The sequence below is a fragment of the Rhodococcus sp. IEGM 1379 genome, assembly GCF_030056815.1.
Lineage (GTDB): Bacteria > Actinomycetota > Actinomycetes > Mycobacteriales > Mycobacteriaceae > Rhodococcus_F.
Genome location: NZ_JASHKR010000029.1, coordinates 22,323 through 44,298 on the forward strand (window position 1 = coordinate 22,323; position 21,976 = coordinate 44,298).

Sequence of the window (21,976 nt, forward strand, 5' to 3'; positions counted from 1 at the left end):
AGAGAACGTGCGGACAGGGCAGCAGCCGAGCGGACATGGCTTCGGCAGCCCCGGAGCAGCCCCGCGGGCGACCAACCAGAACTCGGTTCTAGGTCGCGCATTGGGCAAGGTTCTGGCGTACATCGCGCTCACGAAGCCGCGAGTCATCGAATTGCTGTTGGTAGCAACAATTCCGGCGATGCTCATGGCAGACCGCGGAAATGTCGACCTCTGGCTGGTGCTGAGCACCCTGTTCGGTGGATGGATGGGCGCCGCAAGCGCCAACTCCCTCAACTGCGTCGTCGACGCAGACATCGACAAGGTGATGAAGCGCACCGCAAAGCGCCCACTGGCACGAGAAGCCGTCCCGACGCGCAATGCGCTGATCTTCGGCCTGGTTCTCGGACTGGGATCGTTCCTGTGGCTGTGGTGGCGCGCCAACCTGCTGGCCGGCATCCTCGTCGTGGTCACCATCGCGTTCTACGTGCTGATCTATACGATGGTTCTCAAGCGTCGTACCTGGCAGAACGTCATCTGGGGTGGCGCTGCCGGTTGCATGCCCGTCTTGGTCGGCTGGTCTGCCGTTACCGGTTCGCTCAGCTGGGAACCCATCGTTCTGTTCCTGATCATCTTTTTCTGGACGCCTCCGCACACCTGGGCCCTCGCCATGCGTTACAAAGAGGACTATAAGGCTGCGGGCGTCCCCATGCTCCCCGTCATCGCGACTGAAGAGCACGTCACCAAGCAGATCCTGTTCTACAGCTGGGCAATGGTTCTCACCAGCTTCCTCTTGGTTCCGGCCGCCGGCCTGGTTTACGGCATCGTTGCTCTGCTTGCCGGTGCCTGGTTCCTGCTCATGGGCCACCAGTTGTATCGCAGCGTTCGCGGCGGCGCCGAGGTCAAGCCGTTGAAGCTGTTCCTGCAGTCCAACAACTACTTGTCTGTGCTGTTCGTCGGCCTGGCCATCGACTCCGTACTCGGGCTGCAGACGATCGGAAACATGTTCAGCTGATCGCCTGCAGCATCTGAATCGACTACGGGATCAGCACGATCGATCCCGTAGTCGCTCTGCTTTCCAGATCGCGATGAGCCTGCGCGGCATCGGCCAACGGATACTCGGCGCCGACGCGAATAGCCAAAGTTCCCGCGGCAATGGCGTCGAATACCTCACCGGCTCGCCACAGCATTTCCTCGCGGGTGCGGATGTAATGAGCCAACGTCGGACGTGTCAGGAACAGTGATCCCGACGCATTGAGCCGCTGCGGATCCAGCGGCGGAACAGCACCACTGGCAGCTCCGAAAAGCGCTACTGTTCCGCGAATTCGCACCGACGCCAGGCTGGCATCGAACGTCGTGGCTCCAACTCCGTCGTAGGCCACTGCCACACCCTCGCCGTCCGTCAGCTCACGAACACGGGCTGCGATGTCGTCGTCGTACCGCAGAACTTCCGACGCCCCTGCATCGCGTGAGAGTTGTTCTTTTGCATCCGAAGACACCGTCGTGATGACCCGTGCGCCGAAGGCTACTGCCATCTGCGTAAGGATCAGACCCACTCCGCCGGCACCGGCATGAACGAGGATAGTGTCGCCCGCTTGGATCGGGTAGGTCGACTTCGCGAGGTAGTGCGCAGTCATCCCTTGCAGGAGTGCGGACGCGGCAACCGGAGCCGGAACACCATCCGGAACTTTCACGGCTACATCGGACGGGACAACCACCTTTTCGGCGTAACTTCCGGTGGCTGCCGCCCAGGCAACCCGGTCGCCGACGGAGAATTCCGTCACATCTGTGCCAACCGCTTCGACGACGCCGGAGCCCTCGTCGCCCGGAATATAGGGGAGATTTCTCGGATACATGCCCATCCGGAAATAGGTGTCGATGAAATTGATGCCTATTGCTTCGGTGCGAACGAGCAAATCGTTCGCACCGGGCGTGGGGTCGGGTTGTTCGGACACAGTGAGAACATCTGGTCCGCCGGTTTCGGAAACGTAGATGGCTTGCATGTTTTCTGTTCTACACCGGTTGGGTCGATGCCTCATGTTGCCGCATGGTCCATGCCTCGTGTTGCAGCGCTACTACTGCCCAGTATTGTCGAGCTATGAGCACCGATACCGAGAAGTCGGACGCCACGCCGTCCGCTGCTGCGCCGGAACTTCCGAAGTCCACGGTCAAGGCAATCACCAAGTTTGTCGCTGAGCACGGTGGCTCTGCCAGCGCCGTCATTCAGCCTGTCGGCCTTGCAGGCGTTCGCATCACGCTCGTGGGTGCCGACGGCAGCCTGGGCGACCAGGTAGTCGAGGACCTTGCGACGGCAAACGCCGTCGTCGCGTCCTTCGACACTGTCACTGTTGCCGAGTGGGAGCGTGAGCTCACCAGCGTCGTCACTCCGGTGGACGGTCACTTCAAGAAGATGGCCGGATGGGTCGCCAACCAGACGCGTTTCCCGCAGGCGCGCAACGAATCCTGAAAACAGATGTGGGGCGGTCAGAAAACACCTTGTCGGTGTTTTCTGACCGCCCCACTCGTCTTTGTCGGTATCAGGCCGGTACAGCCGCGGGTTCGTACTGCCTCGTCTTACCAGCTGCCCAGACGGCTGCTGTTGCAGCCGTGCACAATCCGGCGCCGGCAACGTGGAAGATAACCAGGATTGCGGGGACGTCGGTGAAATACTGAACGACTCCGATCAAGGCCTGAGCGACGATCAGAACGAGCAGAACGTGCAGGCGTTTCTTCACTGCCGCTGACGTTCCGACTGCGTACAGACCGAACGTCAATCCGACGACCAACGCGAGATATCCGACGAGCAGCTGTGAATGCAGATGCACCAAGGTGACGATCTCGATCTGGAGTCTGGGCACAATCCGGTCGAGGTTCTTGTCTCCGGCATGGGGACCAGCGCCTGTCACGAGGGTTCCGGCCACCAATACGCCGGCCAGTGCGACACCGGACAGCGCTGCGAGCCAGCGCAGCGGCTTCGGCATGACGATCAGGGTTGTGGCGTCGTCGGGCTCCGCGATCTTGGCGTACATGACGGTGGCAATCCAGACCATCAGCATCGATGCGACCAGGTGAATGGCGACCGTCCACCAGAGCAGCCCCGTCAAGACGGTGATGCCGCCCATGATTGCCTGCAGAACCGTGCCGAGCGGGATCATCCACGCGTACACGAGAACCTCGCGACGACGACGCGCACGAGTCACAGCCAGCACGATTGCGGCGGCAACGATGACGACGACAAACGTCAGCAGGCGGTTGCCGAACTCGACGATTTGGTGAATAAACGCAACCTCACCGTGTCCGACCGGAACAAAGCTGCCCGGGAAGCACTGCGGCCACGTGGGGCAGCCCAATCCGGATGCCGTCACGCGCACAACCGCACCGGTGACAGCGATGCCGCCTTGGGTCAAGATCACGATGAACGCGATGATCTTCTGCGTCTTCAGCGAGGGGAGAGGTAGTCGATCCACCAAGCTCAAAAATCCGGAATATGCACGATTCACCACGCCAACGATGGTAGTTCCCCGTCAACTACAGCGTGTCGTTGGGTGCTTCCCGGGTTACCGCTCCGAAGTGAGGAGTGGAAGTGTCAACTACAACGATTCTGGATGTTGCTCAGCAGACCTTGGCGAACAAGCAGGTCAAAGCAACGACTGTGTACCACTATCTGAGCACTCTCAGATGCCTGGACCTGTGCGATGTCCCGATAGAACAGGCAACCTTGGGTTTTCTGCACAACCGTCTGCAATCGGTGCTGAACCCTTCGACCCGCAACAAGCACGCGATTGCGCTGCGTTCGATGCTGGGTGTTCCGTTGAAGGTCTACAAAGGCGAACAGCGAATCTATGCGTTGGCCCCATTGGAGACCATTCACCAGACCCTCGAATCGTCACGGTACAGAATGTACGCATTCTCGATGCTCTATGCAGGTCTGCGACTAGGCGAATCGGTTGTGAAACAGCGCATGACGGGAAGCACGATGCTCGTTGATCGACAGTTGCTACCGAACGGCAGCCTCAGTACGGCCAAGTCATCCGGTCCTGTTGTGGTCCCTGACTGGTTTGTAGCGGAGTATGCCGAGTGGAATCCGAAGGTCACCCGGAACACTGTGTATCTGGGTCTGCAACGAACAGGACGCAATGCCGGTATCGAGGTCACTCCGCATGCACTCAGGCACAAGTTCGCTACCCAACTGGTCAACAACGGTTGTCCACCCGAGATTCTGCGCCGACAGTTACGTCACCACGACGTGCAGACCTCGTTGAAGTTCTACGTGCAGACCACGACCAATGACGTGGAAGCACAGGTCAAACGAGCGTTCGACCGCTGAGCAAACAAGGAAGGCAGATCAAAACCGATCTGCCTTCCTTGTACTTGGATCTATCTTTCTATCCGTTGAGGCTTCTGCTTCTTCGGATGATGGAACTCAGGGAACTGGATACTGCTGTCCAGTGTTCCTGTATCCTCGAACTTGACTTTGTAGACCTTCGAGTAGATGTGTCTGATTCCCAGAAACGCCCGGTAGTCAGAGCATCCAAGCTCATGCAATCTCTTGATAACTGCTTCTAAATCTTCAAATAAACTATCTGTATCTGTTTTGTACTCTATCGAAACCATATTTTCCTTTCAAATGGCAACCTGTGCCTTTCTCTATTATTCAGCATATTGCTCGGTAAAGCTAGTTATGCACTATACGAGCTAGCAGTAATCGGGTATGCAGCTAGGGTGTTTGTACCTTTGCTGCCTTCTGATTAACCGTAGCTCATATAGTGCACGTGGAATCGCTATTCGTACTGTTTGTTCTGCTTGGCGTAGTACTGGATCGTTGGTGATGTTGGCTTCTCGAAGCGAACCGTGACGGGATATCGATGCTTTGGATACTTCGATAGAAGCTCTTCCTCTGATTCGTATTCACGCAGGTCGCTCATGCTACTTTTCGCGCGCGCACCGAATTCTGTCGAGCTGTTGGTTTTCTTCGATTTTTCCGTGGAACTAGTCAGGGGCACACCTGGTCCTCGAATCATTCTCTTTATTGATTCCGGGATTTTCGGGCGTTCGTCTGCGGAAGAATCTATTATCTCTACTGCTTGACGTATCCCTTCACGCTGTCTGTCGGATAGGGAGTTAAACCAATCGACTGTATCGGATGGGTAGTAGTCATAAGTAGGTGGCTCAGTGGTCTCGTCTACATCGTCCAGATGGATTTGATTCCTCGGTTGTTCGTGTGAGTGCTTCTTGGTATTTCGATGTTTCCAAATATCCTTTCTGTTGTTCACTATGGAGCGCATATAGTACGAGTTTCTGTGCTTTGGATCTATTTCAGATTTCAACATCTGAGAGTACTTCTCCATCGCATCAGAGAAAATCATTTCGTGAGTTTCCCCCGGTTCTAGCGGTCGGTTGTAAGCCCACTTGCGGACTTCATCCATAAATACCTGGTGAACGTCCAAATTGGTTCTACACTCGTCACGGCAGACAGAACTTGTTACCTTGGTTACCTGACTGTATCGAGTATATTTCATCTTCGGCTTCTTGCGCTTTAGATGGTGCTTGCTTCCCGACACCCAGAAGTCGTAGTCGGCAGGGTCGGGATTGGATTCATAGAGAATTTCCCTGCATCTGTTCTGCACTGAAAGTCTGCGCGTATGAATCTGCTGGTCGGATTCCAAAGGGAAGCTTTTGCGTAGATTTTCGAACAGAGTGATCGTTCTCGGACTTGCATTGTAGTCAACGAAGCTGTCAATTGTGACTTGCTCCGTATTGTTGAAATCTGTGTGTTGGAATTGAGCAGTTTTCTCGTGGAACTGTTTAGATTCAATTCCCCGAGTATCATCAGTTTCAGTATGATCGCGATAGTCGCTGGTTGAATGCACAGTTGGCATACTGGGGTGTTCTGCAAACCTGATGTATGGGTTTGCAGCATGCCTGTAGTCAGAACCACGGCAAGCAGCAGCATTGGCAAAGCCCAGATGAAGCACAACGGATGAAAGGCTTGATGCAATCCATTCATCTACCTCATTGTCATTATTTGGTAGATTTTTGAGAGCAGCAGTATTCGCAGCCTCCAATCGATCTAGAAAATCCTGATGCAACCTGCTATCGTAATCGTGTTCACCTTCGTACGTAAATCGATAAGCAATTCTGATCCAAGTTACATGATCTTTGAGTTTAGTTATTGCACGGTTCGTGTTGAACGATCCATCATCCCAAAAGTTGGGGGTAAAGATATCAATATTATTCATTCTATTTTTCTCCTATTAGTATAATAAAAAGACCATACTGGCTAGTAGTCCAGGATGGTCTTTTTTCTTTCTACTACACTAATAGAAAAACTATGTAAGAATTCTCCAATCGCTACTAGACGAGGTGATTTGATCTAATGAACAGTCTACCAAAACGCGCACCTTTGTGCAACTTATCCGAGATTCACCACAGGGCATGACAGGGTCGTGCTGATGGGTGGAGTCGTTGAAGCTAGGGTTCACGTTTCCATATCAGCGAATAGAATGCAAATGCGCATATAACCTTATCTGATATTGATCCAGAGTATTAGTCGGCAGCAAAGACGGATAAGGTTAAACGAGTTTTATCCGTAGAACCGGGTAGGGCTGGGGTCAAGTGCAAGCACGCAAAACCGCAGGTAGGAACTGTGTGGCAGCAATCGACAGTGCAGCTCAGCAGGGCGGTACTCGCTAGAACCAGCAGGGAAACGAGACTGCAACCCCATTTGCGCTCAGCTCTGGTTAGGTCGTGTCTGATGAGTCTGGCTACGCAGAACCCGGCTGTAACGAGTTCTAGCGATCAGCCGATTACAGGGTGAACCAGTCAAAACGCTCGTTTTGCCTGTAGCGAGAGGATGCAGGGTGAACTCGATGTCCGATGTGTGGAACACGAGACGTCCCGCTGTTTGGTAGGTGCAGCAGTGCTATGTCTAGGGATCGTCGTAGTGCTTGCTGCAACAGGGGTGCTGCAACGCCAACGGCCACTAGTCGGTTCCGAAGACTGTTTCGTCTCCGCAAATGACTCGGATGCGGGTATGTGGAAAATCTAGCCTATTGAAATCTCCACACACCCGCTCATTTAGCTAGGAATACATGCCTTCACCGAAATTTACCAGGAATGCAAAAATCATCCCGAATGGATACAGTATTGCGTTTACAATATCAATGGACATATTGCACCATTTTCTGTAGTTGGTTTACGTGACTCGCTGAGGCTAGCATGAAGCCCTATTCTGCAAGTGCCTTTCGGCTAAGTTTGCATTGACCAGTTCTGAGAGTTTGGGGAGCCTTGCATCCTTGCTCCTGCGGCGCTATCCAGTATCGATGTCAAGTATTAGTCCTCGGCACTGTGCAGCAGTCCCAGCTAGACGTAGTTGATTAGTTTAGCTAAGCAGAATCAGGTTGTAACGAGTTGATCGAACCAACCGATAGGTCTGAAAACCGGACAAATCGAGAGGTCAACAATGGGGCAGAAGTGTAAGGGATGCATGGGCACGTATCTGCTGGCTGATGGATATTGCAAGGACTGCAACAGGAAGAACATGAACGTCATGCGCGATGACACGGTCGATCCGAGAGTCTTGTTGCTGCTGGGTCTCGTCGTGGTGATCGGACTCGTCATCTGGTTCTTCGTTGCATTCAGCGATGCGATCCTGACGGCGATGGGTGCGATTGGATTGATCGCGATTGGCATCTGCGTACTGCTGGTGCCATTTGTCCTTGCAGCACTGTTGTTCAAAGCAGGGAAGTAGCAGAAAATGGTATAATAGGTATACGCGAATAGCCTACCTAGAATAAGAGATGCACCTGAAAGACAAAATTCTCTCAGGTGTATTTTTCTGTCCAAAGTCGGCGGTAGAGTGTCAAATTGCAGCACCGCCTATAAACATTAAATGCAGCGTCAAGTATGGTATAATAGATAAAGAGACTCAGCCTTTGGTAGGATATCTGTTTCTCGCAGAGTAAGTGTTATTCATTGTATTTTCTCCTCTGTCCTCGTGCCGCATTCATGCGGCACGAGGGCCTTTCTATTTATGAGCTTATAATGAAACGTAAACGGAAAAAGGTGTTATAATAGAATGAGTCACTACAATTAAGTGACTAGATAACTAGTTGAAATTATGAAATATAGCAAAGAATTAGAGTATGCAGTAGATGAGCTAGGTTGTTGGATTTTCGCCGGGTGCAAGGACAAGAGCGGCTACGGAATTATCACCTATAAAACAAAGAACTACAGAGCGCACCGTTACATGTTCCTGAAGCATAAAGGGAAGATAGCAGATGGTCTAGTCATTCGGCATACATGCAACACGCCAAGCTGCATTAATCCGAATCATCTTCTGCTAGGTACGCAGGCACAGAACATGCAGGACAAAGTTGAATCAAAGATTCGATACTGCGCCGGTGGACATCAACTGACATACAGCAATAGCTATAAATGGAACAATAGATTGATATGCAAGATTTGTAAGGCAAAGATATCTGCCCGAGTTGGCAGCAGTAGAAAAGGAGAACAATAATGAATAAAGTACAGGTAATTAGAGTTGCAGCTGGAACGATTGCATTCGAGTGCAGAACAAGAATTCAAGCAGATAAATGGGTTGAAGCTAGGAGGCAACTAGCGGGACATGATCCAAGTATGTATGACATTCAAGACGTTGATTGAAGCTGATGGTTGCAGAAAGTTGATATAGGTATTCCGTTCAGCCTTCTGCGCTTAAGCGAAACGCAGCAGTTCTATACTTAATTTTCAAAACATCGGTACGAGTTCAGTCACGTATCAAACGAAACATAGTTAATTAGCAAAAGGAAAGGATTTGAATTGATTGGCAAAGTATGAACGTGAGGAAAGAAGAACCTTCGCAGAACTGGCAGGTGACGTAGGACTGGCGAAGGCGAAGCGAGAACTTGGATACCCAGAGAGTTGGGCAACAGGCAAGAAGTGGTGCGAAGAGTTCGGCATCGAAATAGAGATTGATGCACTGAAAAGTAAAGCAGCACAGTACAACTCGTTTTACGAAGAGACTGAACTACGTATCGCGCAGCAGGATGCACTAGCGCGTGGTCTCGAGCTGTTGGAAGACCCGAAGCTGACACCAGCCGAGTACGACAAGATCGTCAGCGGGTTGAAGAAAGCTACCGACAGCATCCAGCTGCTTCGTGGCAAGGCAACCAGTCGCAGCAGCACACAAGAGGACTCGCTCGAAGTTGATGTGATCAAGCTGTACGACGATTGGAAGGCCGGCAACGCCGGCGGTTCGGCATGAAAGTCACCGAGTACCTAGACAATATCCCCATTGAACTGTTATCTACTTCCAACGGTCGCAAGCTCGTAACCAGGGATGATCCGATGTTGTTCGCGATTGTCTACCTGATCGATCACTTGAAGTTCGAGCAAGACGAACCATCACTGTCAGAGTTCCACATCGCACTAGCCGAGTACGGCAAGAGCTGGATCACCGATGATGCAAGCAAAGACTGCTTCATCGCACCTCGAAGTGCAGGCAAGACAACTTGGTTGTTCCTGATCCTCACACTCTGGGCAGCAGCACACGAACACTTGAAGTTCATCGCAGCATTCAGCGACTCGGCATCTCAGGCTACGCAGCACTTGCAGACGTTCAAACATGAGCTGGACAGCAACGAGCTGCTTCGCAAGGATTACCCAGAGTTGTGCAAGCCGCTGATGGGCAACAACGTGAAGCGTCACATTGCTCAGTCGAACGAACAGATCCAGCAGTCGAACGGATTCAGCTTCTCGGCTAAGGGCATCGACGCAAAAGCGCTGGGCATGAAGATCGGCAACCGCAGACCTGATCTGTTGCTGCTCGATGACATCGAACCACCCGAAGCGAACTACTCAGCACTCGAGGTTGCGAAGCGATTGGGGACTGTGCTCAACAGTGTCTTTCCTCTGAGCATTAAGGCAAGGGTTGCGATCATCGGTACTACTACGATGAGCAATAGCATTATCGATCAGCTCAGAAAAGTCGGTGAAGCACGGTTGGCGTGGCAGAATGAGCTAGAGAAATCGTTACACTTGAATCAGGATTCAAACGCGTCTGATGAGCATCTGAAGCGACATCGATTGTCAACTCAAGTACCGATAATTAATAATTATGTAAGTCTGGATAAGGGTACCCTAAATGATGCTGATCTTCGTATTGGTAGCTCAGATGCAGCAGAATCGATTGACCTACCTTTTGGTCGTCCGCTAACTGAAAAGGGTGCAAAGTTCGGCAGCTCGGAAACTGGCGGTTGTTTTCCGGTGTGTTCAGATATTGAATCGGATAGCTCTATTGATGATTTGTCAACCGACATAGATTCAACCATTGATAGGGAAGATGGATTTATTAGCGAGCCTGTTAAGAATCTGGTTTGTAACGATCCTCGAGAATGCTTGATTTCGGCGCAGAAAAGTGATGTTAAATCAGATGGGTGGGAAACCGCTACATCGACACCATTAAGCCGGGTATCAAATTTTGATAATTCAGAATCGTTGCAGTCGAGACAAAACGCAGAACTAGAAAAACTGATGGGAAAGCCTCAACCAGCACTGCAAGAGTTCGACCAGCAGAACATCATCGAACCAACAGACTTCTACGAGTCACTTGACCAGGCATTGCGCTGGGTGATTGACGAACAGATCAAGGTTCACTACTTCCCTGCAATCGTGGTTGATTCTGCCGGTACAGAGCGTTCACTGTGGCCTGAGTTCTGGTCTTTGAACTATCTGAACAGCATCAGGCATACCAGAAATTTCTATATGAATTATCTGAACAAGCCGACAAGTCTCGATGCTGCATATTGGTCTGAGTCAGATATTCCCATTGCACAGCTCGAAAGCTATCGATACACGCTGATCAGTGTCGATCCTGCTATCAAGACAAAAGCAGCAAATGACTACACAGGGATTGTGGTTGTCTCATTCGGGGATGACGGAAAATGCTACGTTCGTCATGCTGAGCAGCTGCGCATTGTCTCTACCGAGCTGAAGCAGAAGATCAGTGATCTGATAGAGAAGTTCGATGCAAAGCTTGTCTATTGCGAAGTGAACCAGGGTGGTGACCTATGGCGATCAGTCTTCGATGGAATCCCCGCGAAATTCAGAACTGTGCATCAGACAGAGAAGAAAGAACTTCGAGCAGCAAGAGTGCTGGACTACTACAAGAAGAATCTAGTATTCCATACGAAGAACTTTGCTGATCTAGAAGAACAGATGTTTGCCTTTCCGAAGGTGCCGCATGATGACATTCTCGATGCTATGGCAACAGGTGTTCACTATTTTCTCGGCAACAGTCAGAAGTCAACTGCACGCAAGCGAAGTTACATATAAGAATGATATTATCAATACAATGAAAAGGAGTTATATAGCAAAAACATGAATTTAGAAGACAACTTGGTTGAGTACAACCTCGAGAACGATCTGGCTTTAGCCGTACAGACAATTCTCGACCGACAACAAGAGTACGAAAAGGCTGAAAAGTATTACAAGGGTGAAGTTGACGAGGTATTCGCGTCACCTTCGGTTCGCAGAGCACTGAGCAAGATCGGTTCTGATTTCCGTATCAACTTCGCTGCAATGCCGGTCGATGCCGTTGCAGCACGCCTCGAGATTGATGCGGTGAAATCTGTATCTGCTGACGGTGCAGACGTGCTCGATGCAGTGTTCGAGGACGCAGAGCTGGAACTAGAGCTGAAACGCACGTTCAAGAACGCTCTGATGTTCGGTGATGCCTACATGTTCGTGTGGCCTGACAGTTCAGGCTCAGTGCAGGCGTACTACAACAGCCCGAAAAGCACTGTCGTTCTTTACGATCCAGAAAATCCACGTGTTGCAGCAGTCGCAGCAAAGGTCTGGGTTGTGCCAGTAGCGGGGGAGACCAGACACAGGGTCAACCTGTACTACGCAGATGCGATCTACAAGTTCATCAGCACAGCGCAACGTCTGCCGATGACAGTGCAAGCAACGGACTTCGCTCCGTACCTCGATGCAGACACGGACGAAGCCGGGTACGTGCAGAACCCATACGGACAGATTCCGATCTTCCACGTTGCAACGGATCGTCCGTTCGGCACTCCCGAGCACAAAGCTGCATACGGACCCCAGGACATCATCAACAAGCTGGTGATCACACAAATGGCATCAGTGGAGCACTACGGCTTTCCGACGCGTTACGTGCTCTCTGAGAACCACGCGAACGTAGCCAACGACTTCGATGATGACGACGATTCCGCAGACCTGAGCGGAAATCCAGGCGACCTGTGGATGCTGACGAACACCAAGCAGGTCGGACAGTTCGATGCAGCGAAGCCGGATACCTATCTGGCTCCGTACAAGGAATACATCAGAACTATGGCAAGTGTGACGAGCACTCCGCTGCACTACTTCGAGAACACGCAGACGAATGTCTCTGGTGAGGCTCTACGTGCCAGCGAAGCAGCTTTGATCAAGAAGGTACGAGACAGACAACTGTCGTTCGGTACTGCCATTCGATCAATGTTCGTGTTTATCTTGAAGCTGCACGGAATCAAGTCAGACGTGCAGTTGCACTGGGTGCAACCTGAGTCGATTGACGATAAAGAACGATGGGAAGTCGCTTACAAAAAGGTCCAGGCCGGCCTACCTGTTAAGCAGATGTTGATTGAACAGGGTTACGACACTCAGATTGTAGAAAGCTGGGATTTGCCGGTACTGAATCCGCAGACGAACCAGTTAGAACAAAATACAGAAAATGAAGGAGATTTAGCAGCATGACAGAACAAGATAATGAACAGAGCGAAACAGTGAACGAGCTAGAGCAGATTCGAGTTGCATTGAAGAACGCAAACAGTGAGTCTGCTGCACATCGACATACGGTGAAAGAACTAGAACAGCAGCTTGCTGCTCTTTCCGAAGCTACGGACAGGTTCAAGTCGCAATCGATGAACTCGCAGATCAGCTCTGTGCTCGAACGAAATGGGATAAAGAATCCGAAGGTTGCCAACCTGTTTGATCGAGAAAAAGTCTCGTTGGACGATGATGGAAACCTGATGGGTGCAGACGAGCAAATCGAACAGATCAGAACCGAGTTTCCCGAATTGTTCGTAACTCGGGAGCAGAAGATTCCTAATGTGGACGCAGCTGATCAGCTAGCAGCGAAACGACCTCTGACTAGTGCAGAACGACTATTGAAGCGAAACGATCACTAACCCTATCTATCGATTTAGTCTTCGAAGAGAAATGGCAAGAATATGGTAAAATAGAAGTAATAAGAACCGAGATGGAACTTTAACCTGAGTGTTTCCGAGATGGAAAATGGGTACAGCCTAACGAGCTATAAACGAAATTCATAAGAAAAGAAGTGCATTAACATAGCAGCAGTAAACGCAAATGCTTGGATTCCTGAAGAGTTCGGCTCAGAGGTAATCGCAGCAGTAGAAGCAAGTTCAGCCGTAGAGAACTACGGTAGACGTATTAACATGAATACGGATACGCGCAAGGTTGCCCGTATCGGTGAATCAGCAGTAACAGTAGTGGCAAAGAACAGTGCGTACCCAGAGGATGCAGTCAACCTCGATTCGGTATTGCTAGATACAGTCAAGTTCGGCGGTAGAAATATCCTCGCAGAAGAGGACATCGCTGACAGCAATGTAAACATTATTTCAGAGCTTCAGAAGCAGTGGGCGATCAGCTACGGCAAGACTCTGGACAACGCTTGTCTAGGTACGACAGCAGCCGGTAACGGTGGAACTGTTCCATTTACATCGGTGTACAAGGAAGTAAGCAGCAACGCAGCAGCGCACAAGATCGCAACAGCTGGACCAGTCACATACGACAAGATCAGCCAGACATTCGGCAAGGTCGAACAGGGTGGTTTCTTCTCTGACAGTGACGTGATCGTCATCGCTCACACAAGTCTGAAGGAATCGTTGCGTGGTCTCGTTGACGGCAACGGCAGACCTTTGTTCATCGAACAGGTATCGGCAACACAGCCAGCAACCTTGTTCGGCTATGCGTTGCAGTTCTCAGACGGAGCGAAGACAAGCGCGACGAACCAGCAGAACCCAACAGGCAACCCGCTGTTGGTGGTAGGCAACCGTCAGCACCTGATTCTGGGTGTACGCAGTGGTCCCGAATCGTTGATCAGTCACGATGCAGGATTCGCTACAGACGAACCTCAATTGAAGATGCGAGCACGTAGAGCCTTTGCTGTCGGTAGAGCAAAAGCCTTCGGCATCCTCGAAGTAACAACAACCTAAGTAGGCTACAGGGTGCGTCGATAGTGGCGCACCCTGTTTCGATGACAGAAAAGATCGAATTTCTTGTAGTTCTACCGACTGTAGGAAACGCTGAAAATCTAAATGCTCCACCTATGACACTTGCAAGCAGGGTTCATGAATTCTGCCTCAGACGCAATTTGATCGTGGCATCTATAACGGAGCAATCATGTACCGATTCTATGTAGGGCAGATTCCGGTAGGAGATTTCTTCTTCAAGATCGTTGACGAACGAAAGCTGCCGAGAAAAGTTGCAATCTGGTACCAAAGCGCAACTGTGCTGATTCGTAGACCTGACGGAACTGTCTACTCGGATGGATTTGCCTATCCAAATGTGAATCCTGTACATGGTATTGACTACAGATTCGGCAGCACTTCGCCGTTCACTATGCCGGGGGAGTATGCGATGCAAATAAAGCTAGTGAGAGATAGAGAGCCCTTTGGGGTAGATTACACAGACCCGGTAGCTATCGACGTGTTCGAGGCTATCGAATGAAAGGATTGATCAGAAATATTAGCTTCAATGAATGACGTATTTACGTTCACTGGTACAACTGTCAACGACAACCAGATCAGACACGCTCAGGCGATAGTCGAGATTTGCGCCGGTAGACCTGAATCTATGGTAACAAAAGAACGTGACAAGCAATGGATGAAGTATGCAGTGAGTTGGCAAGCAGCATACATCGATAATGCTGACGTGTTTCAGCAAGCCAACGTGCAGCAAGTCAAACAAGACAACTCAACAGTGACATTCGGAGATAGAGTCTATGCAATATCTCCATTAGTGGCAGAGGCAGTGAAACGACTCAGTTGGTACAGCTCGAGAAAGATCAATCTCAAAGGCTACGATTTCAAGCACGACAAGCTGCCTGCGTGGTGGACCTGGTGAACTTGATTCCGAAGTCGTATCCGAGTCTGATCGATGTCTATACGAATACGCAGACAATCGATCCTAATACGAACGAGACGATCAACCGTTGGAACTATCTCGAGCCTGAAACTGTTGCCTGCAATGTCGTTGCGTTGAAACCAAAGGAAATGTTGGAGATATTCGGTAAGCAGTACGCGAACAAAAAGTTCGTCAAGATCGAGACAGCAAGCAAGTTCGATCTGTCGCAGCAAGCAGGAAACGTGAGGTCAAAGCGCGGTTCGGTGTACTTCCAGCCTGGTGACGATCCCTACGTGTTCAACATCAGTAACGTGAACGCGCAGATCGATCAGCTAGGCAACATCGTCTGCTACGAGCTGTATTTGGAGTACTTCGCTACGTTGTCTGAGATTGCTCGATGAAGTAAGTGATCTAGCGATCAATCGCTAGATCACTTACAGTCAGGATTCGGCAATGATTCCGTCAGGATTATTTTCGATGTCGTTTATCCTACGTTCCCACTCGTTAAAGAACTGCTGTCCGTCGATAAAGCTTTGGGCTCCTTTGCTTATTATTACGAGTGGGCGACGTACATCGCGGCTCAGTTTTGCGACGTCTCTGACGTTTTCCTGAAATCCCTCTACCGAACTGATAGCTGATCGTCCAGCCTCAGACAATGTGCGCACTTGGTTCATGAAATCGAGGACAGATTCGTCTTTGCGTTCCGCTGGAGGACGCGATGCAATTTGTGAAAGAACTGTCACGATATTCTCGTTCATGCTCATTGCTTGTTCTGCGTACTGCAAGCCATTGTCGCGAAATTCTTCTGCAATAGGCATTAACTCATTTGCATAGTTTTTTGCTACGAATAGCTTTGCCGCTGCATTCCTATCTGATGCCTTCGACATGATTGGGGCGTAGCGGTTAGTGACATCGGAGATTTGGTTCATGATCACACTGAACTGCTCAATCGTGCCTTGCCATGCAGGGAAGAGCTCTTCGGCCGATGCAATAGCGTCAATTAGTCCTGGAGAGTCATCGTACTCATCATCCGGGCTGTCGTCCGAAGCTGCGGTTTTGGCCGTAGCAGATGGGATAATCTCGGGACGGCTCGCGACTTCAGTAGCGATATCAATCAATCGAAGAGCCAGTTTATTGACGGCAGTGCGATAGGGTTTGCTATCTTCGTCTTCAAGCCTCAGTTGGTCGAATCGTTCATACTGTGCTGCTGCTATTGCAGACCTAACTTTGTCTGTAGATTCTTCTACTAAATCGTCAACTGGAAAGTAGAGGATTGGAAGCAGAAGTTCGGGAACTTTTCTTTCCTGTGCATTCTGGGTAAATAGAAGGATTTCCCGTCGGCACTGCTCGCTTTTCAGGTATCTAGGAGTGACGATTGCGATAAAGAATGTAGTCTCAGTAAGTGCATCATCGATTGTAATTTTCCACTTTGCGCCCCACGCAATGTCTTTCCGGTCAACGAACATCTCGATCGACCGTGCTGTCAATGAACCAAATTCCTTCTGTACCAGCTCACAGAGTCGGAGGATTCTCCCGCCTTCGCCGTCGTTGTCATCGTGTACGTAGCTCCAGAACCCCGAAGGCTGTTCAGTGTTTGCTGTGGTCATGCCGGAATCGTACCGGTAGGTCGGACCTATCCGAGTTGGTGTGGTCCAGTGCTGACTGGTGATGCGTCCCAGGATGTTTCGTCATGCTTGATTCTCGAGCATGTTTGCCCGATGACTGATGTGAAGCGCAATCATCATGCAGGTGTTGCAGATCGCTGAACTGGGAGGCGGGATGACGCAGTTGACCGACGAATCGAAGCTGTGACTGGCGACACGCCGTTACGACACGAAAATACGGGCGCTGATCTGAGTCGACCTGGGAATTTCACCTATGTAATCCACAACATGTCGCGTTATGCGTTTCTGTCGGCCACTAGGTGTAGTGTTTCAAATACCGATAGCCCCGGTACCAATCCGGGTGTTGGACTGGAACGAGGCTTCACGGCTTGTCGAACTTTGCACGGTTCACTAGTCAACCTAGTCTTGTCGATCGATTTTGGCAAAAGATGTCAAGATCGTGTCTGGCACAGAGCTTTTGGTAGGAAGGCCCGAATATGGCCGCCAAGAACAACAGGATCGTCAGCCCCAATCCGAAGGGTGGATGGGATGTGAAGGGTGCTCCTGGAGGCAAGCGCGCAAGTGCTCACACTGATACCCAGAAGGAAGCTATTTCCAAGGCGAATCAGATCGTTGGCAAGGCAGGCGGTGGCGAAGTATCGATCCAGGGCAAGAATGGTCAGATTCGCGAGAAGAACACCGTCGCCCCTGGTAACGATCCCAGCAACGTCAAGGGATAGCTTGTAGTACGAAGCACCCCAGCTCTTCGGAGCTGGGGTGCTTGTCATTGCGAGGACAGTCCGAAGTTCGCTGCTACTGTGCAGTGGAACGTACAACTACATGCGGTTATCCGGAATATGCACGATTCACCACGCCAACGATGGTAGTTCCCCGTCAACTACAGCGTGTCGTTGGGTCAGCCCACTTCGCGATCGCCGGTGCACACAACCTGCCGCGCGATGGCTGGGCCGACCCTCGCAGGCCGAGTTGGGTGCAACCGCGCCCAGTAGTCGATTGACAGCGTCATCGATAGTTTTGACGTCGACTGCAGAGTGCCGGCATCGCGTGCCCGACTGCCTGGCGGTCAGCGGTTCCTGATCACGTCGTCGACAACTCTTGTCATGTTCTCTCCGAAGGCCTTCCGTGAGAATCGTTCGGCCCACGAACGGATCTTTTTCGAATCGAAGTCGCTCGGGTCGAAGTTCTCCATTGCTTCGGCGAGACCGCTGACCACTTTGCTGTCGTCGCCAGGAGAGACGAGTACGCCGGTCTCGCCTGGGATGACAGTGTCGAGCGCACCCCCTTCGCCCAAAGCGATCACGGGGGTCCCGGTTGCCATCGCCTCGACCGGAACGATACCGAAGTCCTCGACACCGGGCATCACCAAGGCACGTGCACGCCGGTAAAGGTCCAGGAGTTCATCGTGGGGGACTCGACCGACGAAGACGGTGTCCTCGGCAGCCAACTCCCGGCAGACGTCCATCCATCGACCATCGCCTACGACGACGAGTCGCTTACCCGCCTGCCGCGCAGCCCGGATTGCAAGGTCCGGTCGTTTGTAAGGCACCAAGCGACCGGCGAGCAGAAAGAAGTCTTCCCGATCGATTGAAAAATCAGGCGTGAAACCTTCGGTATCCACGGGTGGATGCACCACTATCGCTTCCCGACCCCACCAACGGTGAATTCTGTCCGCGACTTCGGTCGAGTTTGCGACGATTTGCTCGAGGCGTCCCACAGCTTTCAACTCGTCCCGACGTGCTACTCGCGCCAGCGCTGCGAGCACGGCGGCGCCGGCTACACCCCCCGTTTCCTGAGCCCGAAAAGCGGGATCCCAGGCCCAGCGCGCCGGGCTGTGTACATACGCGATGACCGGAGCGTCGGTGGCGAAGGCGGCCTGCGTGGCGAATGCGTGATGGCTCACCACCACAGCATCTACTGCTCCCAGTTTCATTCTGCGAAAGGCGCTGGGCAGCAGCGGCATCAAGGGGGCGTACGACGACCTCCCCATCAACCGGTAGACGCCGTCGACCCATGTCGTCACTGGAGGGGTCGATATACCCGCCGGTATGCCCGCCGGTCGTGCGAGGGGCACGTGGACTGCCGCGTGCGGCCACGTCAGGGACAGTTGCTCAACTACATGTTCGGAACCAGCGATTTCCGTGAATCGCTCGTGCACTATCGCCAATTTGGGTTCGTTCATATCTACTTCGAGGCTCCGCGACGTGTGGAAATCACTCGGCATACGCCCTTTTTATTCGAGGACTCGGAAAATGGAGAATTGCGGGTACTCACCCAAAGTCACCCTTCGCTGCCGAGAATGCATGTGAAAACCGCCGATGATCTCGACAATCTCAGTTCTTTCATACCGAAGATACCATTCAATATTCGGGGTCTGCATCTGGCCGGGCAACGACTGTTTTCACCGAATTGACGGACCTGCAAGAATGCTTTTATGCATACTTCCCGTGCCGGTCAGGCGAGCCGCGACGGCGCGTCGGTTGATCTGTTGTTTGATGCCCGGCATATTCGTCAGAGCGGTATCGGCACCTACATCAGGACCCAAATCCCTGTTCTCGAACGGGTTCTGGGCGATCACCGATTCAATCTGGCCATACTCGCCGATCGGAATGCGGTACCGGACGTGAGCGCCGAAACCCGCGTGGTTTTCGCGGACCCTGCCGATGCCCGGATGTATTCAACGAAGGAACAACGTGCGTGGAGACGCGCATTGTCGGTAACCCGCCCGAAGGCATTGTGGGTTCCGCACTACCCATTTCCTCTTGCTCTACTGTCTCCTCGTAGTCGCAATATTCAATTCTTCGTCACGGTGCACGACACTCTCCATATCGAAGACAACAAGCTGAGTGATCAGAATCGCGCCAAGAACGCGTACGCACGAACCATGCTGCAACTCAGCGCAAGACGAGCCAGAACGGTATTCACTCCGTCCCAGGCAACTGCCCGTTCCATGGTTGCCGTCGCCCCTTCCGCCGAAGTGCTGGTGACTCCCATTCCCGTCGACGACGTGTGGTTTTCTCCGTCGGAGTCCTCACTGTCGCCGATCCAGCCGCCGTACCTACTGTATGTGGGAAATATCAAGCGGCACAAGAACTTGCCCCTGCTTCTCGACGCGTTCGCAGCAATTTCGAGTTCCGTCCCGCACACGCTGGTGATAGCCGGCGGCGACGAGTCGCTCAGGACGCTCGACGATCGTGTGAACCGGCTCGTGGACAGCCTCGGTGACCGCGTGCAGCTCACGGGCCGCCTTCCCTTCGACCGGTTGCGTGCCCTGGTGGCACAAGCGGATCTGCTGATCATGCCGTCGCTGTACGAAGGCGCTGGCCTCCCGCCTCTGGAGGCAATGGCATCGCACACTGCGGTGCTGTCGTCGAACATCCCGGTCTTAATGGAAACGTGTGGTGATGGCGCAGAGTATTTCGACCCTCATGATTCAGGTGCATTGGCGGTGCTCATGAAGAAGTATTGCGGCGATGAACAAGCCAGGGCAGCATTGAGTGATCGTGGGCGCTCGCATGTCCAGCGACGCCAGTCTGAGATCCCGTCAACAGCAACTGCAGAGTCGATCTGTTCTGCACTGAGGAGCGCATCCCTATGACTGACAACGCAGCGGCATTACCGCGTCGCAGCTTCCTCTGCCTGCTCCCGGCAGCGCTGGCGCTCACCGCCTGCTCGGCTCCTGTGCAGGAATCCAGGCGTGACGTCCGCTTGGTCGCCGACGTTGGCGAGGTCCTCGACGTCCGCGATTTCGGTGCAGTGGGAGATGGGATACATGATGACTCCGTTGCCATCGGCAACGCCGTCTCCGAGTTGAAATCCGGAGGCGCCCTACGTTTTCCGTTGGGTAGCTACCGCTTCGCTCAGCGTCACCCGACAGGCAACGCTGCGATCTCGATAGTGGGGATCTCCGACGTTTCCATCGACTTCGACGCCGGTGCCGAGCTACTGATGGACAACCTGGACGTCGATGGTGCCGGTACGAGCCACGGCATCGTGCTGCGCGGTCCGTTGGAGCGCATATCTCTTCGCAATGTCACGGTGCGATGGGCAACTCAGCCGGCGCTGCGGTCGATGGGTGACGGTATCCGCGTCGTGGGGTACCCATCGGAAACGTCGACGGTGGCCACTGGTTGGACCGGCTCGCAGGGTCCGGCAGCTGAGGTGATGTTGCTTAATTGCCGAGTGGAGTCGAGCCCGCAGGCAGGCGTGATCATGATGGGGGTTTCCGACGTCACCGTCGACGGCCTGCACGTCGAGAAGACCATGGCCGACGGTCTCCATTTCAACGCGTGTCGACGCGGAACCATCGAACGCTTTTCAGCAACGAATACCGGCGACGATGGTCTGGCGCTGGTGACCTATTACTCCGGGGCAGCCGGGTTCGACAACGCTTCCGAGACTTTCTCTTTCCCTGCTTTGGGTGAGTGGTCGAACACCGACTTTGACGTCACCGACGTCCAGGTGTCTGGCGGCGCCGCAAACGGAGTGCGGCTCGCCGGAGTCAACAGGTCGACGGTAGCTGGAGTTGTGGTCAATGGAGTATCGAACGGCGCCGGTGTCATGGTCGACTCGGCGTCGATCGACTCGGGAGCTGGATGGCACTACGTGGCATCGCGCGGAGTGAGGCTGGACGGGCTCACCGTTGCGGACTCGCAGACCGGACTGCACGTGCTCGCAAGACCGAACGGGTCGACCGGCGATTCTTTCAGTCGGTTCGACCTCGATGTAGGGGGAGTTACCGTAAGCGACAGTCTCAGTTGGTCTGTCCTCGTGGAATCCATTGCGAACCCTCCGGTGACCGGTGTTCGGCTGGGGGATTGCACAGTGGCCGACACCGAAATAGCTCAAGGCGTCGGAGCTGTCGGGCTGCAGCGAACGCAGGATGTCTCACTGGGAACCGTCTCCGTCACGAGCGCTAAATCTGGGCTGGCGTTCTCGGCAGATAACTCGGCACAATTCAGGATCGATCAGCTCAACGTGCAAGTGACCGGTCCACAGCTCGGTTCGGAAGATGGACCATTCGCCGTGATCCAGGGCTCGTCCGGAACAGTGGTTGCTGCGGATTTGGTGTGGCAGCAAGCGCCCTCGTCGTGGCTACCTATTCTGATCTTCAGCGACAGCTGTGTTGATGGCTCTCCGGGGAACGCAGAGGTGAGCGTCGGCACCGTGACCACCGAACCGCCGAAGGCAGAGCCGATTTACGTAGCCTGCCGATGACGGAGTCAATG

Annotated in this window: 21 protein-coding genes; 16 read left to right on the plus strand and 5 right to left on the minus strand. The window is 52.7% G+C overall.

Annotated elements, in window-relative coordinates; all coding sequences use genetic code 11:
• The first annotated feature begins 7 nt into the window (after positions 1 to 7).
• A complete protein-coding gene (locus QM600_RS16920) occupies positions 8 to 991 on the plus strand; it encodes a heme o synthase (RefSeq protein WP_283262656.1) in 984 nt (327 codons plus the stop codon).
• Positions 992 to 1,013: 22 nt separating this feature from the next.
• Here the strand turns inward: QM600_RS16920 and QM600_RS16925 are convergent, their stop codons facing one another.
• Positions 1,014 to 1,979: a quinone oxidoreductase family protein gene (locus QM600_RS16925; RefSeq protein ID WP_283262657.1), complete on the minus strand. Its 966-nt coding sequence runs from the start codon at positions 1,977 to 1,979 to the stop codon at positions 1,014 to 1,016.
• Between the two features lie 95 nt (positions 1,980 to 2,074).
• On the opposite strand from QM600_RS16925, the gene QM600_RS16930 reads away from it, so the two are divergent.
• A complete protein-coding gene (locus tag QM600_RS16930) occupies positions 2,075 to 2,443 on the plus strand; it encodes a hypothetical protein (RefSeq protein WP_283262658.1) in 369 nt (122 codons plus the stop codon).
• Positions 2,444 to 2,513: 70 nt separating this feature from the next.
• On the opposite strand, the gene QM600_RS16935 is transcribed toward QM600_RS16930, so the two are convergent.
• The gene (locus tag QM600_RS16935; RefSeq protein ID WP_283262659.1) at positions 2,514 to 3,479 is read right to left on the minus strand and encodes a COX15/CtaA family protein; all 966 of its coding nucleotides are present in this window, start codon (positions 3,477 to 3,479) and stop codon (positions 2,514 to 2,516) included.
• A gap of 80 nt (positions 3,480 to 3,559) precedes the next feature.
• Between QM600_RS16935 and QM600_RS16940 the strand changes: the two genes are divergently transcribed.
• Complete coding sequence (locus tag QM600_RS16940) at positions 3,560 to 4,303, plus strand: tyrosine-type recombinase/integrase (RefSeq protein WP_283262660.1); 744 nt, start codon at positions 3,560 to 3,562, stop codon at positions 4,301 to 4,303.
• A 454-nt stretch (positions 4,304 to 4,757) separates the two neighbouring features.
• Here QM600_RS16940 and QM600_RS16945 read toward each other — a convergent pair whose 3' ends face one another.
• Entirely contained in the window at positions 4,758 to 6,215 is a 1,458-nt protein-coding gene (locus QM600_RS16945; RefSeq protein ID WP_283262661.1) for a hypothetical protein, read from the minus strand.
• Positions 6,216 to 7,525: 1,310 nt separating this feature from the next.
• Here QM600_RS16945 and QM600_RS16950 point away from each other — a divergent pair.
• The 10 genes from QM600_RS16950 (at position 7,526) to QM600_RS16990 (ending at position 15,527) form a co-directional block, all read left to right on the plus strand.
• A complete protein-coding gene (locus QM600_RS16950) occupies positions 7,526 to 7,726 on the plus strand; it encodes a hypothetical protein (RefSeq protein ID WP_283262662.1) in 201 nt (66 codons plus the stop codon).
• Between the two features lie 369 nt (positions 7,727 to 8,095).
• Complete coding sequence (locus tag QM600_RS29925; protein ID WP_502943007.1) at positions 8,096 to 8,494, plus strand: HNH endonuclease signature motif containing protein; 399 nt, start codon at positions 8,096 to 8,098, stop codon at positions 8,492 to 8,494.
• Positions 8,495 to 8,800: 306 nt separating this feature from the next.
• Entirely contained in the window at positions 8,801 to 9,241 is a 441-nt protein-coding gene (locus QM600_RS16955) for a hypothetical protein (protein ID WP_283262663.1), read from the plus strand.
• On the plus strand, positions 9,238 to 11,310 hold the full coding sequence (locus QM600_RS16960) for a phage terminase large subunit family protein (protein WP_283262665.1): 2,073 nt from the start codon (positions 9,238 to 9,240) through the stop codon (positions 11,308 to 11,310). Before QM600_RS16955 ends, QM600_RS16960 begins: the two co-directional genes overlap by 4 nt.
• A 45-nt stretch (positions 11,311 to 11,355) precedes the next feature.
• Positions 11,356 to 12,732, plus strand: a complete 1,377-nt coding sequence (locus QM600_RS16965) for a phage portal protein (RefSeq protein WP_283262666.1) — start codon at positions 11,356 to 11,358, stop codon at positions 12,730 to 12,732.
• Positions 12,729 to 13,166: a phage scaffolding protein gene (locus tag QM600_RS16970; RefSeq protein WP_283262667.1), complete on the plus strand. Its 438-nt coding sequence runs from the start codon at positions 12,729 to 12,731 to the stop codon at positions 13,164 to 13,166. The genes QM600_RS16965 and QM600_RS16970 overlap by 4 nt, the downstream gene beginning before the upstream one ends.
• 189 nt (positions 13,167 to 13,355) lie before the next feature.
• Positions 13,356 to 14,216 (plus strand): phage major capsid protein, encoded by an 861-nt coding sequence (locus QM600_RS16975; RefSeq protein WP_283262688.1) that lies wholly within the window; start codon positions 13,356 to 13,358, stop codon positions 14,214 to 14,216.
• A gap of 187 nt (positions 14,217 to 14,403) precedes the next feature.
• Positions 14,404 to 14,730 (plus strand): hypothetical protein, encoded by a 327-nt coding sequence (locus QM600_RS16980; RefSeq protein ID WP_283262668.1) that lies wholly within the window; start codon positions 14,404 to 14,406, stop codon positions 14,728 to 14,730.
• Positions 14,731 to 14,757: 27 nt separating this feature from the next.
• Positions 14,758 to 15,126 (plus strand): hypothetical protein, encoded by a 369-nt coding sequence (locus QM600_RS16985; RefSeq protein ID WP_283262669.1) that lies wholly within the window; start codon positions 14,758 to 14,760, stop codon positions 15,124 to 15,126.
• Positions 15,123 to 15,527 (plus strand): hypothetical protein, encoded by a 405-nt coding sequence (locus QM600_RS16990; protein ID WP_283262670.1) that lies wholly within the window; start codon positions 15,123 to 15,125, stop codon positions 15,525 to 15,527. The genes QM600_RS16985 and QM600_RS16990 overlap by 4 nt, the downstream gene beginning before the upstream one ends.
• Before the next feature lie 39 nt (positions 15,528 to 15,566).
• Here QM600_RS16990 and QM600_RS16995 read toward each other — a convergent pair whose 3' ends face one another.
• Entirely contained in the window at positions 15,567 to 16,733 is a 1,167-nt protein-coding gene (locus QM600_RS16995; protein ID WP_283262671.1) for a toll/interleukin-1 receptor domain-containing protein, read from the minus strand.
• Positions 16,734 to 17,227: 494 nt separating this feature from the next.
• Here QM600_RS16995 and QM600_RS17000 point away from each other — a divergent pair, with 494 nt between their 5' ends.
• Positions 17,228 to 17,470 (plus strand): DUF2188 domain-containing protein, encoded by a 243-nt coding sequence (locus tag QM600_RS17000; protein ID WP_283262672.1) that lies wholly within the window; start codon positions 17,228 to 17,230, stop codon positions 17,468 to 17,470.
• 344 nt (positions 17,471 to 17,814) lie between these two features.
• Here QM600_RS17000 and QM600_RS17005 read toward each other — a convergent pair whose 3' ends face one another.
• Positions 17,815 to 18,930 (minus strand): glycosyltransferase, encoded by a 1,116-nt coding sequence (locus QM600_RS17005; RefSeq protein ID WP_283262673.1) that lies wholly within the window; start codon positions 18,928 to 18,930, stop codon positions 17,815 to 17,817.
• A 252-nt stretch (positions 18,931 to 19,182) separates the two neighbouring features.
• On the opposite strand from QM600_RS17005, the gene QM600_RS17010 reads away from it, so the two are divergent.
• Together QM600_RS17010 and QM600_RS17015 are read left to right on the plus strand one after the other, a co-directional pair.
• Positions 19,183 to 20,346 carry a glycosyltransferase family 4 protein gene (locus QM600_RS17010; RefSeq protein WP_283262674.1) on the plus strand — a complete coding sequence of 388 codons (1,164 nt, stop codon included), beginning with the start codon at positions 19,183 to 19,185 and terminating at the stop codon, positions 20,344 to 20,346.
• Positions 20,343 to 21,965 (plus strand): glycoside hydrolase family protein, encoded by a 1,623-nt coding sequence (locus QM600_RS17015; protein ID WP_283262675.1) that lies wholly within the window; start codon positions 20,343 to 20,345, stop codon positions 21,963 to 21,965. The genes QM600_RS17010 and QM600_RS17015 overlap by 4 nt, the downstream gene beginning before the upstream one ends.
• Positions 21,966 to 21,976 lie beyond the last annotated feature (11 nt).